This window comes from Pandoraea sp. LA3, assembly GCF_022696215.1.
GTDB lineage: Bacteria > Pseudomonadota > Gammaproteobacteria > Burkholderiales > Burkholderiaceae > Pandoraea > Pandoraea capi.
Genome location: NZ_PTPY01000034.1, coordinates 101,895 through 118,402, shown reverse-complemented (window position 1 = coordinate 118,402; position 16,508 = coordinate 101,895). Strand labels below are relative to the sequence as shown.

General features: G+C 64.5%; 14 protein-coding genes and 1 pseudogene. 7 read left to right on the top strand and 8 right to left on the bottom strand.

Annotated elements, in window-relative coordinates; all coding sequences use genetic code 11:
* Window positions 1-15 precede the first annotated feature (15 nt).
* The 4 genes from C5N93_RS14745 (at window position 16) to C5N93_RS14730 (ending at window position 4,486) form a co-directional block, all read left to right on the top strand.
* The gene (locus C5N93_RS14745) at window positions 16-879 is read left to right on the top strand and encodes a VOC family protein (RefSeq protein ID WP_242559851.1); all 864 of its coding nucleotides are present in this window, start codon (window positions 16-18) and stop codon (window positions 877-879) included.
* Between the two features lie 33 nt (window positions 880-912).
* Window positions 913-1,668, top strand: a complete 756-nt coding sequence (locus tag C5N93_RS14740) for a class II aldolase/adducin family protein (RefSeq protein WP_242559850.1) — start codon at window positions 913-915, stop codon at window positions 1,666-1,668.
* Window positions 1,669-1,825: 157 nt separating this feature from the next.
* Window positions 1,826-3,166 carry an MFS transporter gene (locus C5N93_RS14735; protein WP_242559849.1) on the top strand — a complete coding sequence of 447 codons (1,341 nt, stop codon included), beginning with the start codon at window positions 1,826-1,828 and terminating at the stop codon, window positions 3,164-3,166.
* A gap of 177 nt (window positions 3,167-3,343) precedes the next feature.
* The gene (locus C5N93_RS14730) at window positions 3,344-4,486 is read left to right on the top strand and encodes a porin (protein ID WP_242559848.1); all 1,143 of its coding nucleotides are present in this window, start codon (window positions 3,344-3,346) and stop codon (window positions 4,484-4,486) included.
* A gap of 83 nt (window positions 4,487-4,569) precedes the next feature.
* Here the strand turns inward: C5N93_RS14730 and C5N93_RS14725 are convergent, their stop codons facing one another.
* Window positions 4,570-5,619, bottom strand: a complete 1,050-nt coding sequence (locus C5N93_RS14725; protein ID WP_242559847.1) for an aldo/keto reductase — start codon at window positions 5,617-5,619, stop codon at window positions 4,570-4,572.
* A 417-nt stretch (window positions 5,620-6,036) separates the two neighbouring features.
* On the opposite strand from C5N93_RS14725, the gene C5N93_RS14720 reads away from it, so the two are divergent.
* Window positions 6,037-7,014 (top strand): AraC family transcriptional regulator, encoded by a 978-nt coding sequence (locus C5N93_RS14720; RefSeq protein ID WP_242559846.1) that lies wholly within the window; start codon window positions 6,037-6,039, stop codon window positions 7,012-7,014.
* A 21-nt stretch (window positions 7,015-7,035) separates the two neighbouring features.
* On the opposite strand, the gene C5N93_RS14715 is transcribed toward C5N93_RS14720, so the two are convergent.
* The 4 genes from C5N93_RS14715 to C5N93_RS14700 all read right to left on the bottom strand — a co-directional run bounded on the left by C5N93_RS14715 (window position 7,036) and on the right by C5N93_RS14700 (window position 11,313).
* Window positions 7,036-7,311, bottom strand: a complete 276-nt coding sequence (locus C5N93_RS14715; protein ID WP_242559845.1) for a type II toxin-antitoxin system RelE/ParE family toxin — start codon at window positions 7,309-7,311, stop codon at window positions 7,036-7,038.
* Between the two features lie 3 nt (window positions 7,312-7,314).
* Window positions 7,315-7,620 carry a type II toxin-antitoxin system RelB/DinJ family antitoxin gene (locus tag C5N93_RS14710; RefSeq protein WP_242559844.1) on the bottom strand — a complete coding sequence of 102 codons (306 nt, stop codon included), beginning with the start codon at window positions 7,618-7,620 and terminating at the stop codon, window positions 7,315-7,317.
* Between the two features lie 118 nt (window positions 7,621-7,738).
* On the bottom strand, window positions 7,739-10,297 hold the full coding sequence (gene ligD / locus C5N93_RS14705; RefSeq protein ID WP_242559843.1) for a DNA ligase D: 2,559 nt from the start codon (window positions 10,295-10,297) through the stop codon (window positions 7,739-7,741).
* Window positions 10,298-10,314: 17 nt separating this feature from the next.
* Window positions 10,315-11,313: a Ku protein gene (locus tag C5N93_RS14700; protein WP_242559842.1), complete on the bottom strand. Its 999-nt coding sequence runs from the start codon at window positions 11,311-11,313 to the stop codon at window positions 10,315-10,317.
* Between the two features lie 322 nt (window positions 11,314-11,635).
* On the opposite strand from C5N93_RS14700, the pseudogene C5N93_RS14695 reads away from it, so the two are divergent.
* Window positions 11,636-12,166: pseudogene (locus C5N93_RS14695) on the top strand (hypothetical protein); the annotation flags it as partial.
* A 217-nt stretch (window positions 12,167-12,383) separates the two neighbouring features.
* Window positions 12,384-12,635 (top strand): MJ0042-type zinc finger domain-containing protein, encoded by a 252-nt coding sequence (locus C5N93_RS14690; RefSeq protein WP_150723456.1) that lies wholly within the window; start codon window positions 12,384-12,386, stop codon window positions 12,633-12,635.
* 14 nt (window positions 12,636-12,649) lie between these two features.
* Here the strand turns inward: C5N93_RS14690 and C5N93_RS14685 are convergent, their stop codons facing one another.
* From C5N93_RS14685 to C5N93_RS14675, 3 genes are all read right to left on the bottom strand, one after another.
* Complete coding sequence (locus C5N93_RS14685; RefSeq protein WP_242559841.1) at window positions 12,650-13,591, bottom strand: 2-hydroxyacid dehydrogenase; 942 nt, start codon at window positions 13,589-13,591, stop codon at window positions 12,650-12,652.
* Between the two features lie 112 nt (window positions 13,592-13,703).
* The gene (locus tag C5N93_RS14680; RefSeq protein WP_242559840.1) at window positions 13,704-15,047 is read right to left on the bottom strand and encodes an MFS transporter; all 1,344 of its coding nucleotides are present in this window, start codon (window positions 15,045-15,047) and stop codon (window positions 13,704-13,706) included.
* 160 nt (window positions 15,048-15,207) lie between these two features.
* Entirely contained in the window at window positions 15,208-16,425 is a 1,218-nt protein-coding gene (locus tag C5N93_RS14675; protein WP_242559839.1) for a 3-hydroxybenzoate 6-monooxygenase, read from the bottom strand.
* Window positions 16,426-16,508: the final 83 nt, after the last annotated feature.

Here is a 16,508-nt window from a genome sequence, read left to right as displayed (position 1 = left end):
CGCAGGAGACAAGCGGTGATCAATCTGCACGACATTCGTTACGTGCGGCTGGGCACTCGCGACCTGGAGGGTGCGACCCGTTATGCGCGCACCATTCTCGGGTTGCAGGAAGTGCGTCGCGAGGCCGGTTACGTATTCCTTCGCAGCGACAGCCGCGATCATTCGGTGTGCTACTTCGAGGGCGACCCCGCCGACCACACGGTGGCGTTCGATGTTGCCAGCGACGCACATTTCGACGCCGCCGCCGCGCAGCTCGACGCCATGCGTATCGAGTTTCGCCGTGGCACGCGTGACGAAGCCGACATGCGCCGCGTGGCCGACTTCCTGACGTTCCGCGACCCGACCGGCAATCAGATCGAGCTGGTGCTGCGTGCATCGCAGACCGGCCGTCGCTATCACGGCGAGCGCGACGCGGGCATCGAGTCGTTCAGCCATGTGGGGCTGTGCACGACGGATGCGCGCCGCGATGAAGCCTTCTGGACGAGCGTGTGCAACGCCCGTGTATCGGACCGTATCGGCGAAGCACCGCTGCTGCGCATCGACGACGTCCATCACAAGATCGCGCTGTTCCCGGCCAGCCGTGCGGGCATTCAGCACGTGAATTTCCAGGTGAACGGCATCGACGACCTGATGCGCTCGTGGTACTTCCTGCGCGAGCAGGGCGTGCCGATTCGCTTCGGTCCGGGACGTCACCCGACGTCGCACGCGATGTTCCTGTATTTCGCCGGGCCGGACGGCATGGTCTACGAGTACTCCACGGGCGTGCGCAAGATCGCCCCGGAAGACGAAGCGACGTATGTCCCGCGTCAGTTCCCGTTCGATCCGACCGGGTTCTGCATGTGGGGCGCGAAGCCCGAGATTCCCGAGTTTTCCAGCTGACGCTGCGCTTGCCATTCCCCCGAGAGTGTTCCCATGAAACAAGCAACATTCGACGCCGCCGTTGCGCCCGGCGCTGATCCTCTCAGTGCGCTCAGTGCGCTCGACCGCGCAGTGCGCGTGGCTGCGCGCACGCTGGCGCGTGCCGGACTCGCGCATGCCTACGGTCATTGCAGTGCGCGTCTGGACGCCGATCGCTTCGTCGTCTGCGCGGCACGGCCGATGGGGCTGCTCGGCGTAGGTGAGACGGGGACCGTCGTGCCTATCGACGGCCCGCTGCCCGACGGCGTGCTCGGCGAGGTGCGTCTGCATCAGCACATCTATCGCTCCCGTCCGGAGATCGGTGCCGTTGCCCGCACCATGCCGCCGAAGACGATGTCGCTCTCGACACTGCGTCGCACGCCGCGTGCGCTGCACGGGCCGGGCACGTACTTCGCACCGGGCGTGCCGTTGTGGGACGACCCTCAACTGATTCGCTCCGACGAACAGGCCGCTGCGGTCATCGACACGATGGGCACGAACGCGGCCGTCGTCATGCGCGGCAACGGTGCGGTGGTCGCCGCCGACACGCTCGAAGCGATGGTAGCCCTCACGTGGTACCTCGAAGACGCCGCGCGCGTCGACCTCGACGTGCTCGCACTCGAAGCGACGCTGCCCGCTGCCGTGCTGAGCGGTGACGAATGCCAGGCACGCGCCACGCGCTCGGGACGCATCATCGAGCGCATGTGGGAGTACCTGTCGGCGGGCGATCCGGAGCTGCCCGCCGCCGTCGCATCACAACCCGGTTCTTGACGTAATCGCCCCCAACCGGCGGCGGGTGACATTGCGACGCGCGATGGAAAGGCATTGCGCCACATCGCACGACGTAGCACGACAAAGAGCGTCACGGACAAACATAGACGCCACACCCGCTGCTCAGCCTGCGGCAGTCGCCGCACAGGAGACAGACATGGAAATATCCGCTTTGATGAACCGCAGGGGCATCACGCCGTTTCAATGGCGTGTGATCGCCCTGTGCTTTCTGATCGTCACGCTGGACGGCTTCGATACCGCTGCCATCGGTTATCTCGCTCCGGCCATCCGCAGCGAATGGGCGATGGCCACCACGAGCCTTGGCACGGTGTTCGGCGCCGGGCTGGGCGGGCTGATGCTCGGTTGCTTCATCTTCGGCCCGCTCGCCGATCGTATCGGCCGCAAGCGCGTGCTGATTCTCTCGGTGGTCCTGTTCGCGCTCGGCAGCGTTGCGTCGGCCTTCGTGCATAGCCCGACCGAACTGGCCGTCATGCGCTTCCTCACCGGGATCGGACTGGGCGGCGCAATGCCCAACGCCATCACGCTGAGCTCCGAATACTGTGCCGAGCGCATGCGTTCGCTGCTGGTGACGGCGACGTTCTGCGGCTTCACGCTGGGCTTTGCCATCGGTGGCGAGATCGTGGCGCAGACGCTGCCGCATATCGGCTGGCGGGGTGTGCTGATCGCTGGCGGTGTCGTGCCGCTGCTCGTCGTGCCGGTGTTGATGCGCTGGTTGCCGGAGTCGATGCGCTATCTCGCGGCGCGCGGCGACCGGGCGGACCAGTTGCTGGCGATTGCGCGTCACATCGATCCGCAGGTCGCGCGCATCGATCCCGAAGTGACACCCGCCGGTGCCGTCAATTCGGCGGTGGGGGGATTGTTCGCACGTCGTTACGTCGTGGGCACGCTGCTGCTGTGGGCGACGTACTTCTGCACCCTGTGCGCGTTCTATCTGCTCACGAGCTGGCTGCCGCTGGTCGTGAAGGACTCGGGATACACGCTGGCGGAGGCCGCACGTATCGGCGCGATGCTGCCGCTCGGCGGCACGGTTGGCGCGGTGATGATCGGTTTCGCGATGGATCGCACGAGTCCGTACCGCGTGCTGGCAGCGTCCTACGTGATGGCGGGCATCGCACTGTGCGTGCTCGGTTCGGTAACGCATCAGGCGGGCTGGCTGATGGTGGTTGTCTTCCTGGCGGGCTTCGGCGTGGCGGGCTCGCAGACCGGCGCCAATGCGCTGACGGCGGCGTACTACCCGACGCCCTCGCGGGCGACCGGTGTGGCGTGGGCGCTGGGCGTGGGACGTCTGGGTTCCATCCTCGGATCGAGCCTCGGCGGTGTGCTGATCGCCACGGCGGCGAGCACGGCGCAGGCCTTTCAGATCGTCGCCATCCCTGCGTTTCTCGCGGCGGGGCTGATGCTGGTGATGCGTCGTCGCGTGGGACGCGGCGCGTCGTCTGCCGCATCGACGGCGAACCCGGCGGCAGGGACCGTCTGACACGTCTGACAACGGTTCAGGACGAAGCTGTCGAAGCGCCGCATTCGACAACCTGATCGGCAAGCCTTCGTCCAGGAGAAGTTCCCGCTGCATGGACCGTCCCCCGACGGCCGTGCGGCGGCGCTGCAAACTGACCGGTACAGGTCAGGCCACCACACGTATCCAGGAGACATCACCGTGATCCACAAGGGACTGCCTGCGCTCGCGCTGGCTGCCGGCCTCGCATTGGCCACCACTTCCGCTTCGGCCCAGAGCGTGACGCTCTACGGCATTCTCGACACCGGCATCGAATACATCTCGCACGCCGGCGCCAACAACAGCTCGCTCGTTCGCATGCCGGCCAATACCGGATCGTTGCCGTCGCGCTGGGGTTTGCGCGGCGACGAGGATCTCGGCGGCGGCCTGCATGCGCTGTTCATGCTCGAGAACGGCTTCAACGTGCGGGCAGGCGATCTGAATCAGGGCGGCCGTCTGTTCGGACGTCAGGCGTGGGTCGGGCTGTCGAATCAGTACGGCACGCTGTCCTTGGGACGTCAATATTCGATGACGTTCTGGGTGATGACGGACGCGGACATTCTCGGCCCGGATCTTTATGGCAGCGGCTCGCTCGACAACTACATCCCCAACGCGCGCAGCGATAACACGGTCGCGTACAAGGGCGTGTTTCACGGCCTGACCGTGGGCGCGACGTACTCGTTCGGGCGCGACAGCGGCGGCACCGGTAACTCGCCGGGACAAGGCACCTGCGCGGGCCAGACCCCGGGACAGATGACGGCCTGCCGTCAGGTCTCCGCCATGCTGAAGTACGACACGGCGTGGTTCGGCGTGGCAGGTGCTTGGGACGAGCAACGCGGCGGCGCTGGCGCGGCCGCGAGCTTCTTCAACGGTGCGGCGGCCGTGCCGCTCACGAGTTCGTCCGACAAGGACACGCGCTGGCAGTTGAACGGCTACGTGAAGGGCGGTAACTGGAAGGCGGGCGGGGGCTGGTTGGGGCGTCGCGTGCAGACCGCGTCCGCGGCTGTCGCGGACGTGAATTCCGACATGTTCTACATCGGCGGCCTGTATCAGTTCACGCCGACGTTCGCGGTGGACGGCGAAGTCTTCCGCATGCTCAATGCGCGCCAGAACGCGCGGGCGACGATGGCGACGCTGCGCGGGACGTACTTCCTCTCGAAGCGCACGGCGGTGTACACGCAGGTCGCCTGGTTGGGCAACAGCGAGCATGCGGCGTACTCGGTCAGTTCCGGCGGTGCGGGCGGATCACCCACGGCGGGCACGAGTCAGTTGGGCGTGAACGTGGGCATGCGTCATACGTTCTGACGTCCGCCGCTCGATCGCCGATGTCAAAGCAAAACGGCGCACCGTAGAAGGTGCGCCGTCTTGCGTTTGGACCGCCCCGTCGATTACAGCAGACCGGCTTCGGCGAGTTGCGCGCGACGCGGGTCGCCCTGACGCGAGAGCATCCAGCCGGGGTACTCGCTCGGCAGTGCGCTGGCGGCATTGATGGCCGTGAGTTCGTGCTCGTTCAGCGTGACGCGCGTGGCGGCAATGTTGTCGTCGAGCTGATCGGCACGCTTGGCGCCGATGATGACCGTCGAGACGACCGGCTGGGCGAGCAGCCAGGCGAGTGCGATCTGCGCGACGGACACGCCCTTCTCGGCGGCGATGCCGCGCATGACGTCGATCACATCGTAGGCACGATCCACGTTCACCGGCGGGAAGTCGAAGCTCTGGCGGCGTGCACCGGCTTCGGCCTGACCTTCACGCGTGTACTTGCCGGAGAGCAGGCCGCCGGCGAGCGGGCTCCACACCATCAGGCCCACGTTCTCGCTGCGCAGCATCGGGACGATTTCGCGTTCGAGATCGCGTCCGGCAACGGTGTAGTACGCCTGAAGCGAGGCGAAGCTCGCGAGATTCAGCCGTGCCGAAATCCCCTGTGCCTTGGCAATCTGCCATGCGGCCCAGTTCGACACACCGATGTAACGCACGTGGCCCTGACGCACCAGCGTATCGAGCGCGCTGAGCGTTTCTTCGATGGGCGTGACCGGGTCGAAGCCGTGCACCTGATACAGATCGATGTGATCGAGTTGCAGGCGCTTGAGGCTGGCCTTGATGCCGTCCATGATGTGATAGCGCGACAGGCCGCGCGAGTTGCTGCCTTGTGCGCCGGTCACGCCGAACACCTTCGTGGCGACGACGACGCTGTCGCGCGGCACCTTGAGGTTGCGCAGCGCCTGACCGGTGAGGGTTTCCGACTGGCCTTCCGAGTAGACGTCGGCGGTGTCGATGAAATTGATGCCTGCGTCGAGCGCGCGGCCGACGAGGGCGTCGACATCGTTCTGCTGCAATTGGCCGATCTTGCTCCACATGTCGCCTTGTCCGCCGAAGGTCATCGTGCCGAGGCACAGTTCCGAGACGAAGAGGCCGGTGTTGCCGAGTTTGCGTTGTCGCATGGCATCGCTCCATTGAAATTGCCGCCCGTCGCAGGTGGCCGCCAAAGGAAGGTGACGGCATGCACGGGATGGGAGGCATTATGCGTCGCGGGGCATCAGGCAAGCAGTACCCGTTCCTGCACATTTCCTGCCTGATTCTGCAAGGGGGGCGTCGGGACGTCGGCGTCTTGCGGCCTCATGCTCCGGCAAAGCGTTGTCGAACATGGCGGGAAGGTGACAAACACCTGTCTACGTGAGATGGCCTGATGACGGGGTGGGCGAGCAGAACTTGCCGAATCGTCCGAAATTTCTGCCTGATCGTGTCAATGTGAGGCCGGAGGATCAGGCAATTTTTTCCGGTAGGCGTATGCTGTCGCGAATGGAGGCCGGGATGTCGCAATGCGGCGTCGGTAACCGGTGCGGATCGAGGACACCGTCATGCATCTCGTTAAAACATCGCCTCGCGAGGCACCGCCGCCGCGTGAGTTTTCCGACGACCCGTCGCACGCGGCGCGCGCCGAGCTGGTGCAATTGCTCGAACGTGCGACGCACGGTCTGGAGGGCACATCGCCGACGGCGGTCGAGGGCTTGCTCGTGCATCGCGTGTTGCACCCCGGGGGGCCGCGTCCGGCATTGCAGCAACCTGCGTTCGCGGTGATTGCGCAGGGCGAGAAGCGCTTGCAGATCGGCGAGGCGCATTACGCCTACGATCCGATGCATTACATGGTGTCGTCGGTACATCTGCCTGTTGTGGCGCAGGTGTCCGGGGCGAGCGAACAGTCGCCGTATCTGGGCATGCGTCTCAATCTGGTCGCCGAAGACGTGACGTCGCTCATTGGCGACGAGCATCTGCCGCCCCCGGCACCCGCGCCGTGCGGGCGAGGGTTGTACGTCAATCGACTGGATGCGGCGTTGCTCGACGCGGTGTTGCGGCTGTTGCGATTGCTGGAAACGCCGCGCGACATTCCGATTCTTGCGCCGATGATCAAGCGCGAGATCATCTATCGGTTGCTGATGAACGGGCAGGGCGTGTTGCTGCGTCAGATGGCATTGCAGGACAGCCAGATGAACCGCATCGCGAATGCCGTGCGCTGGTTGCGCGACCACTATGCGCAGCCGTTGCGGGTGGAGGCGTTGGCGCAGGAAGTGCACATGAGCGTGTCTTCGTTGCATCACCATTTCAAACTGGTGACGGCGATGAGCCCATTGCAGTATCAGAAGCAGTTGCGGTTGCAGGAAGCGCGCCGACTGATTTTCGTCGCGGATATTGCGGTGGCTGCGGCGGCGCAGGCGGTGGGTTACGAGAGCGCCTCGCAATTCAGTCGCGAATACGCCCGCGTCTTCGGTGAAGCACCATTGCGCGACAAACGGCGCTGGCTACAGGACGGGGATGTGGGGGCGACGCGGGGGACGTGAAGCAACACGGTCTTTGGGACTTCACGGCCACATTTGCGCGTTGTGATAAATGCGCAGCACGCGCACACGCGTAGGCAACGGTCGATAAGCCGCGATATATGGCGTTCGGGTGATGACGAGTTCTCGTGTTCCCGGCACTCTTCCGGGGCGACCGGCGCTGGGGAAACGCAACAACGTCAAGAGTTGTTGATCGATTCGTGAATCGATCCATATCGCGGCGTTTGGACTGCGTTCTTCGACAAATTCGTAGATATCGCTTCGGTCTTGAATTGCATGTGGGGACCACTCTAATCTCACGTCCTACCTTTTGTTCGTCATGCGCTTTCGTGTGGCATCACGGCGCGCCGCGAAATGCGATTCAACGTCATCGTGCGGAATCGCCGGGCGCGCGTCTTCCAGCGCTTCCAGTACCTTTTGCTTGACCCAGGCGTCATAGGCCGTTGGGTCTGCAGCGAAGCCGAAAGGTAGCGCACCTTCATTCGCAATGCGCGTAAGCAAAATCCGAACTACGTCGGAGACTGTCAACCCCAGCTTGTCGAGTACGACCGTTGCGCGTTCCTTAAGCACAGGATCGATGCGCGTTTGCACTAGTGCACTGGCTGCCATGAGGTAACTCCAGAGTGATTTGATCGCCTGAAATTGTAATTCAATTGAATGACAACCAAGGCTCGACGCGCTACCGTTGTTGCGCCGATTGGTGATCGGAGTGCGATCTGCGCTGGCTTCAATCCCCCAACCTATCCAGCATGGCCTTCGTCACCCGCTGTTGCGCGGCCGTTTCGTAGCCGGACCACGGGTCTTCTTTCAGGGCCTTCAGGTGCGCCATAGCGTTGCGCACATTCCATGCGTCAGCGCCTGACAATTCGGATAATTCCTCCCATTTCACCGGCATCGAGACGGCCATGCCTTCTCGGGCGCGGGCGGAGTAGGCGCAGACCGTCGTTGCGCCTCGGTAGTTGCGCAGATAGTCGATGAAGCACTTCCCCACGCGATGCCTGGGGCCCATCGTCGCGGTGAACCGATCCGGGAACACTTGCGCCATGCGTTTTGCGACCGCTTCCGCGAAACCCTTCGCCACCTCCCATTCGTGACGTCGCGCCAACGGCGTTACGACATGCAACCCCTTGCCGCCGCTGGTCTTCACGAAGGCGACCAGACCGAGTTCGTCGAGCAGGCCGCGAATCAATCGCGCGCCTTCCACAATCTGTTCGAACGCCACGCCCTTGCCCGGATCCAGATCGAAGATCACGCGATCCGGACGCTCGATCAGATCGCTGCGCGCATTCCACGTGTGGAACTCCACCGTCCCCATCTGCGCGGCGCCCACGAGTCCCCTGGCGTCGTCGATCTGCATCAACGGCGCATGATCGGGATCGAGCGCCGGATCCAGCATGTGCACGCCGGTCATCGTCTTCGCCGCATGCTTCTGGAAGAACATCTCGCCACCGATGCCCTCGGGGGCGCGCAAGACCGCCACAGGCCGGTCCGCCAGATGCGGCAACATCCAGCGGCTCACTGCGTCGTAATACTCGGCGAGCTCGATCTTGGTCACGCCCGAATGCGTGTCCATTACGCGCTCGCCATGGGTAATCTTCACCGGGCGTCCGGGGACGTTCGATGGCGCGGTTCTCGGCATGGAAGGTGTCTCCTTTGTCGTGTTCGCGGCGCTGTGGGGGCGGGTTTCCCGTCGGATGTCCTTAGCCGGCTTGTCGGTTCGCATGGCGACGAACGAGGCTTGTCGCACGTGGGCGTCGCGTGTCCACTCGGCGAAGCGGACTTCGGCGACCAGCGTGGGACGCAGCCAGTGCACGCGCGCCGGACCGCCGGGGCGCGGCGCGGGCGAGAGCGGGGGATCGCGCGTCTCGATGGCGGCGAATTGCTCGCGCATGCGCTTCAGCGCCCGCGTATCGAAGCCGGTGCCGACCTTGCCCGCATATCGCAACGTCTTGCCCTCGTCGTCGTAATAGCCGAGCAGCAGCGCGCCGAAACCCTGGCGTGTCCCCGTCGGCTCGGTAAATCCCAGTACCACGAACTCCTGACGCCGGAAACACTTGAGTTTGCGCCACGCCTCGCTGCGTCCCTCGATGTAGGTCGAGTCGTCGCGCTTGACCATGATGCCTTCCAGACCCGCCTCACATGCGCTGTGCCAGAGCGATTCGAGATCGCCTGACACGGGTTGCAGCACACGGACGGCGTCAGTCTGCGCATCCGTCCCCGTATCCGTTTCGCGACTCGCTTCGAAGATGGCCGCCAACATCGCCTGACGCTCATGCAATGGTTTGCCGCGCAAATCCTGACCGTTGCACCACGGCAGATCGAAGACGTACGTGACGATGTCGCTTTGCGCGTTTTCATCGAATGCGCGTTGGAGCGCCTGAAAGTCCGGCAAGCCGTGTTCGTTCGTGACGATGGCCTCACCGTCGAGCCATGCATTGGGCATGCCGCGTTCTCGCAAGGCTCGCAACATGTTGACCGTTGGCGCGAAGCGATGCGTCCAATCTTGTCCCGAGCGCGTGAAGACATGAATGTCGTCTCCCGCAATGCGGATGAGCACGCGATAGCCGTCCAGCTTGATTTCCGCATGCCATCCGTCGGATGACGGCGCGGCATCGACGAGCGTTGCGAGCATCGGACGCAGTTCGGCGGGAGGCTGCGCCGATGACTTGCGCGCCGCAATTTTCGGCTTTGCAGGCGAAGCCGGTCTTGTGGCGGTGGGCGACGCCGCATCGTCATGCCGATGGATCAGCAACCACTGCGGTTGACGCGCGGGTTTGTCGGTGCGAACGAGCGTCCAGTGTCCGGTCAGGCGCTCGCCATGCAAGGTGAACGACAGCTTGCCGTTCGCATAGTCGCGCGCGGCGTCGCCATCGGGCGTCCAGGTGCCGGTGTCCCAGATATCGACATGTCCGGCGCCGTAATTACCTGCCGGAATGCCGCCCTCGAAATCCGCGTAGGCAAGGGGGTGATCTTCGACTTGCACCGCCAGACGCGAACGACTGACGTCCGGACTCGGCTGCTTCGGCAGCGCCCACGATCGCAACGTGCCATCGAGTTCAAGGCGGAAGTCGTAGTGCAGATGACTTGCATTGTGGCGCTGGACGACGTAACGCAACGCGTTCGCGCGCGCCGCTCGTTTGCCGCGAGGCTCCGGTGTCGCAGAGAAATTGCGTTTCGCATCGTAGGCGGCCAGCGGATCGGCGGCGCGCTTGGAATTGACGGCTTTACTGCGCTTCGGCGTTGTTGTCGTTGCCGATGCACGGTCGCGGGTGGCGTCTCTTGGCATGGTCGCGCTCTCCCGGCTCATTTGGATTTCGCAGACCTGGCGCTGGACTTGGCACGTTTGGACGTCGCCTTCGCCGGACTCCCGCTGGCTGACTTCTTTGCCGTCTTTTTCGCTGTCGTCTTATCCGGCGATGCCCGGGCTCTGGATTTCGGCTTGGCGGCGGAGGTTTTCTCTTCGACATCCTCCGCGTCGACAGCGACTGCCTCGCGTTTGCCCTTCGTCCCAAGACTTTGTCTGAGCAACGCCATGAGGTCGGTCACATTGCCGTTGCTTGCGAGCTTCGGCGCACTCGCTTCGATCTGTGCGACTTCGCGTGTCTGACCGGATGCAATCTTTCGGTCGATGAGCGCCTTGAGGTCGTCCTGAAACGTGTCGTGATAATCGCCCGGACGCCAGGGCCCCGACATTTCGTCGATGAGCCGGATCGCCATGTCCAGTTCGCGTTCGCCCGGCGCCGCGAGTTTGCCGAGCTTGTCTTTCGTGAGTCCGACTTCGGCCGGGTCGCGCATTTCGTCCTGCCATCGCAGCGTGTCGAGCACGAGCGCGTCGCCAGCGGGGGCGAGCACGGCCAGATGCGCGCGCGTGTGCATCACTACGCGCGCGATGCCGAGCTTGCCCGCCCGGATCAGGGCGGCGTGCAACAGCGCATAAGCTTTCGCGCCGCCCCGTTCGGGCACCAGGTAGTAGGGGGTGTCGAGATACATGAACGACACGTCGGTCGCATCGACGAAGGCCAGAATGTCGACGGTCTGTGTCGCTGCTGGATTCGCCGCGCGAATCTCATCGTCGCTGAGCACGACATAGTTACCCTTTTCGTATTCGTACCCATGCACGATCTGATCGTGGGGCACTTCCTTGCCATTTTCCTTGTTGACGCGTTTGTAACCGACGGGCGACATCGTCCGCTTGTCGAGCCAGTCGAGATCGAGCTTGTGTGTCGTTGAAGCGGGGAACAGGGTGACGGGGACATTCACCAGCCCAAAGCTGATGGCGCCCTTCCAGATCGCGCGAGCCATAGACACTCCCATGCGCCCATTGTGGGGTTCGATGCGGGTTCAATAGCGAGATTGCGAATAACGCAGACACATCGCGAGGCATGCGGTCTTGCCAGTATAGGCGGCGACGCCGCGCCGAAGGTCTCTCCGATGGCGACCATTTTGAGTTTGCCGCCCTATCTTTGCGATTGCACCGCCATCCACAGGTTCCCTCGCATTGATTTTCTCAATGCCTATGCAGCACGCGTAAGGATTCCTTGATGAAACGAAGCCGGATCGCAGCCATCCCATAAGGATCGATGTAGGCAAACACGAATTCACCAAACAACGGAGGGAGGTTGCGATGGCGATGATCGTGGCAGGACGTTTTACAACGTTTGATCAGGCGAATCTGGTGGCGAGCCGTCTCTATGACCGCTCGTTTCGACCGTCCGACGTGTCGGTCTTCTTTCTGAACCCTACCGGGCAGCATGCGACGTTTCCCGTCGGTGGCGACGTGAATGCCGACGCCGCCGCACGGCCAGCCGGCAAGGGCGCTGCGCAGGGCGTGATCGCCGGGGGCGCGTTCGGGCTGGCGTTGGGTGCGCTGCTCTTCATCACGGTCTGGCGATTCTGGCTGGTGCCGGTCGTCGCGATGATGGCCGGTGCCTATCTGGGCGCGTTTTTCGGTGCCCTTGGACGCATGCGCAGCCGCGAGCGCGTGTCGGCGCGAGAGGCCGGCATGCGAGATGCGGGCGTGATGCTTGCCACGCACGTGAGCGAGGCGACGGCCGATACGGCGATTGCCGTGCTGCGCGATGCAGGCGCCGCAGAGATCGAACAGGCGAACGGTGTGTGGGAGCGCGGTGAATGGCGTGACTTCGACCCGGTGCAGCGGGCCCACGGTGTGCAAGGTGACGACGTCGACGCCGCACATGCGGAGCCGACAGTGGGTGTGGCCGCGAACGACCATCGCACGGCGTCGCGTCGCGAGCCGGAGGATGCCACGCGCCAAAAGCCTCGCCGTACCGACTGGCTGTAGAATCGCCGAACGCAGTCGCGCTATGAAGTCGCTCGCCGAAGTCGCTCAATGAACGCTCAGGAGGCTGACCATGCTGTCGATCCACACCGGTTTCGTCGTATGCCCCACCTGCAAGTCCCGTTTTGCCGTGGCGGCGAGCGAGCCGACGGTGCAGGCGCTCCACGACTATCTCCATTCGGAAGCCGAGGTGAAGTGTCCGACCTGCGAGACCGTCTTCACCACCGGCAGTGCGCGAAGCAGCATCGAGTTCGAGCCCGTCAATGACGGCGTGACGCTCTCGCCGTCGCCCGAACGAAGTATCGACGGGCTCGATAATCACTGACGGATGTCAGCCGCTCACAGCGGCGTCATCACCGCCTCACCCGCCTGATAACGGCGGGTATTTTCCAGGAACATCGCAATCGTCGCGGCTTCCGCTTCAGGGGAGCGGCCAGCCACGTGCGGGCTCAGCACGACGTTCTGCAAGTCGATGAGCGCGGCAGGCGGCGATGGCTCGCCTTCGTACACATCAAGCCCCGCGCCGGCAATCACGCCGTTGCGCAATGCGTCGGCCAGTGCTGCCGTATCCACCACACTGCCACGTCCCAGATTCACGAGGAAGCCATGCTTGCCGAGTGCGCGCAGGACGTCGGCATTGACCATGTGATGCGACTCCGCGCCGCCCGGCGCTGTCACGACGAGAATGTCGGCCCATTCGGCCAGCGCCGGCACGCTGTCGAAATACTGGTAATGCGCGGGCAGATCGTCGCGACGACTCCGGTTTCGGTAGCCGATCTGCATGTCGAAGCCTTCGCCGCGCCTGGCGAACTGACGTCCCACGGCACCCAGACCGACGATGCCGAGCTTCTTGCCCGCAACGCCCGGTTGCATCGGCAGGGCATCGCGCCAGACACCCTTGCGGCACGCGGCGTCGTACTCGGGGATCCGGCGGATCGCCGCGAGCAGCAGTGCGAAGCCCTGATCCGCCACGGTCGGTGCATTGGCCCCGGCACCGTTGACGGCGACGATATTGCGCGCACGCATGGCGGGGACATCCAGATTTTCATAACCGGCGCCCAGCGCACTGACCAGCTCCACGTTCGGCAGATGCGCCAGCTCGGCTGCGCTCATGCCGCGCGAACCGTTGGTGAGCACGAAGCGCGCACGTTCGCCTTCCGGTCCCCAGCCTTCCGGCGTGGGATGGTGGCTCGGGCGGTAGATCACGTCGAAACGGGTTTGCAGTTCGGACAACTGCTCGGGATGCATCGGGATGATGACCAGCAAGGGGGGCAGCGACACCTTCAATCTCCGTCGGGGGAATTTGGATTGACGGCGCCGGGGCCGCGCAGGCCGCTCGCGTCGCCGTCAGTCGACACTCTATCCCGATCCGCGACGCTTTGCGCGCTGACGTTCAGGTAGCCGCTTCGACAGCCAGCACCGCTTGCCGATGACGCAGACGCCCGAGCGTGAGCATCGTCAGACCGGCGAGCACGGCCGGTACGCCGATGGCCGCGAAGAGCGCGGGCATCGACCAGCCCATCGCGAGCATCGAGGCCCCGCCGACCGAACCGACCACCGAGCCCATACGTCCCACGCCGTTGGCCCAGCTCACGCCGGTCGCACGGCAATCCGTCGGATAGAACTCTGCCGACAACGCATTCGCGCCGACCTGACCGCCGGAGACACAGAACCCGGCCCAGAACACTGCCACCGACGCGAGCACCGGGGAACTCGCCAGCGGTCCGACAGCCGCCACGCAGACGCCAGCGAGCACGTAAGCCGCAGCGAGCACGTAGTGCGGATTGAAGCGGTCCATCAGCCAGCCGAGCACGATCGCGCCCAGCGTGCCACCGACCTGGAACATCGCCGTGACGATGGCGGCATTGCGCAGCGTGAGGCCGTTCGTGCGCAACAGCGTCGGCAGCCAGCTCGACAGCAGATAGATCACCAGCAGGCTCATGAAGAACGTCACCCAGAAGAGCAGGGTGCCGCGCAGTAACTCAGGCTTGAAGAGATGGCGCACCGGCGACGTGGTCAACGGCTTCGTCGCCACGTTGAATGTTGCTCCACGCAGATCCTCCTGCGGGGCAATGCGTTGCAGCGATGCGGCCACGCGTTCCGGGGACTTCCCTGCCATCACGAGATAGCGCACCGATTCGGGCAACGCGCGCATGAGAACGACACCGAGCACGATCGGCATGACGCCGCCCACGATCAGCACCGAGCGCCAGCCGAATGCCTCGATCAGTCCGGCAGACGCGAGACCGCCCAGCGCCGAGCCGAGCGTGAAGCCGCAGAACATCGTCGTCACGAGAAACGAACGGCGCGATTCAGGGCAGTACTCGGACGTGAGCGTGATGGCATTGGGCATCGCGCCGCCGAGACCGAGCCCCGTCAGAAAGCGCAGCGCGATGAGTTGCCATAGTTCCATCGACCATGCCGAGGCCAGACTGGCGACGCCGAAGAACAGCACCGAGAAGATGAGAATGGTCTTGCGCCCGAGCTTGTCGGCGAGCGGCCCGAACAGGAAAGCGCCGGCCATCAGGCCAGCGAGGCCTGCACCGAACAGCGGTGCGAGATGTGCGGGCGTGAGCGACCATTCGGTCCGTATCGCCGGTGCGATGAAGCCGATGGCGGCCGTGTCGAAGCCGTCGATGGCGACGATCAGGAAGCACAGGACGACGATCATCATCTGGAACGGCGAGATGCGGTGCCGGTCGATGAATGCCGTCACGTTGATGGGACTGACTGGCATGGGTTGTCTCCTCTAAGGTGCCAGACGCGGCGCGACACCGTAGTGATGTCGCACCGCAGGACCCCGCGCGATGGTTTTTTTGTCCGCTGCGGGGTTGATGCCGGGGATGCTCGGGGTGGGGCTATGCGCTCATGCCGCCACGCCGTTTGCCGTCACGCAATCACGCATTCGGCAGCCACGGTGTTTGCGACAGGCAGTTCTCGGCGCGCCAGCCGTGCAGCCATTGCAACGCGTCGTAGAACTGTGTCTGCGTGCGGCCTTGCCAGAGCGAGTTACGCACCCAGCGGTCTACGCCCTTGGCGTGGTAGACGCGTCCCATGTCGCGCGCGCCGTAAAGCACGCGGGCGGTGCGGGGAATACGGGCGTGTTCGTAACGGCGGAAGGCTTCGGTGAAGTCACCGTTCGCAGCGGCGTAGGCGGCGCCGAGCGTGACGGCGTCTTCCAGTGCCTGACACGCGCCTTGTGCGATGTACTGCGTCATCGGATGCGCGGCGTCGCCGAGGATCGTGGCGCGTCCGAAGCTCCACTGCTCGACCGGGTCGCGATCGGCCGTGGCCCAGCGTCGCCACGAGGTCGGGCGGTCGAGCATCTGGTGCGGCAGCGCGTCGATGCCTTCGAAGTACGACAGCACTTCTTCCTTGCTGCCGTCGCGCACGCCCCAGACTTCCTGCTCGCGGCTGTGGAACGTCACCACGAGGTTGTATTGCTTGCCGCCGCGCAACGGGTAGTGCACGAGGTGGCAGTGCGGACCGGCCCACACGACCGGCGCGTTGACCTGCAAGTCCTTCGGCATGTTCTCGACGTCCACCACGGCGCGATACACGACGTGACCCGTCACGCGCGGTTCGTCGCCGATCAGTGCTTCGCGCACGGCAGACTTCACGCCGTCGCAGCCGATCACGGCATCGGCCGTGTGGCGCTCGCCATGCTGATCCGTGACGGTGACACCGTTCGCATCCTGATCGAGCGAGACGACGCGGGTTGCCGTGCGGAACTGAATCAGCGGATTGCGCTGCACGGCTTCGAGAATCGACAGATGGATGTCGGCGCGATGGATTACGGCGTACGGGTTGCCGAAGCGCTCGCGATAGGGCGCTCCGACGTCGACCTCTGCGATGACGCTGCGGTCGATGGCGTCGCGCAGCGTGATGTGGTCGGTGAAGACCGAGCGTGCGCACGCGGCCTCGCCAACGCCGAGCGCATCGAGCGCGGCGAATGCGTTGGCGGCCAACTGAATGCCTGCACCGATCTCGCCGATCGTCTCGGCCTGCTCCAGCAGTTCGATGTGCACGCCCTGATTGGCGAGTGCCAGGGCAGCGGCCAGACCGCCGATGCCCCCGCCTACGACGAGCGCTTTGGGTTGATGGGTTTGCGTCATGCTTGTCTCCTCGGGCACTTTCCGCCCTTCCTGCCTTTCATCTACGGCGTGCGGCCGCTTGCGGGCCGACGACGCCGAGTTTG

Bases quoted from the DNA above. Each gene is read 5' to 3' on its own strand.
- C5N93_RS14675 (WP_242559839.1), bottom strand. From the start codon at position 16,425: ATGACGCAAACCCATCAACCCAAAGCGCTCGTCGTAGGCGGGGGCATC.
- C5N93_RS14680 (WP_242559840.1), bottom strand. From the start codon at position 15,047: ATGCCAGTCAGTCCCATCAACGTGACGGCATTCATCGACCGGCACCGC.
- C5N93_RS14735 (WP_242559849.1), top strand. From the start codon at position 1,826: ATGGAAATATCCGCTTTGATGAACCGCAGGGGCATCACGCCGTTTCAA.
- C5N93_RS14720 (WP_242559846.1), top strand. From the start codon at position 6,037: ATGCATCTCGTTAAAACATCGCCTCGCGAGGCACCGCCGCCGCGTGAG.
- C5N93_RS14690 (WP_150723456.1), top strand. From the start codon at position 12,384: ATGCTGTCGATCCACACCGGTTTCGTCGTATGCCCCACCTGCAAGTCC.
- C5N93_RS14710 (WP_242559844.1), bottom strand. From the start codon at position 7,620: ATGGCAGCCAGTGCACTAGTGCAAACGCGCATCGATCCTGTGCTTAAG.
- ligD (WP_242559843.1), bottom strand. From the start codon at position 10,297: ATGCCAAGAGACGCCACCCGCGACCGTGCATCGGCAACGACAACAACG.
- C5N93_RS14700 (WP_242559842.1), bottom strand. From the start codon at position 11,313: ATGGCTCGCGCGATCTGGAAGGGCGCCATCAGCTTTGGGCTGGTGAAT.
- C5N93_RS14740 (WP_242559850.1), top strand. From the start codon at position 913: ATGAAACAAGCAACATTCGACGCCGCCGTTGCGCCCGGCGCTGATCCT.
- C5N93_RS14725 (WP_242559847.1), bottom strand. From the start codon at position 5,619: ATGCGACAACGCAAACTCGGCAACACCGGCCTCTTCGTCTCGGAACTG.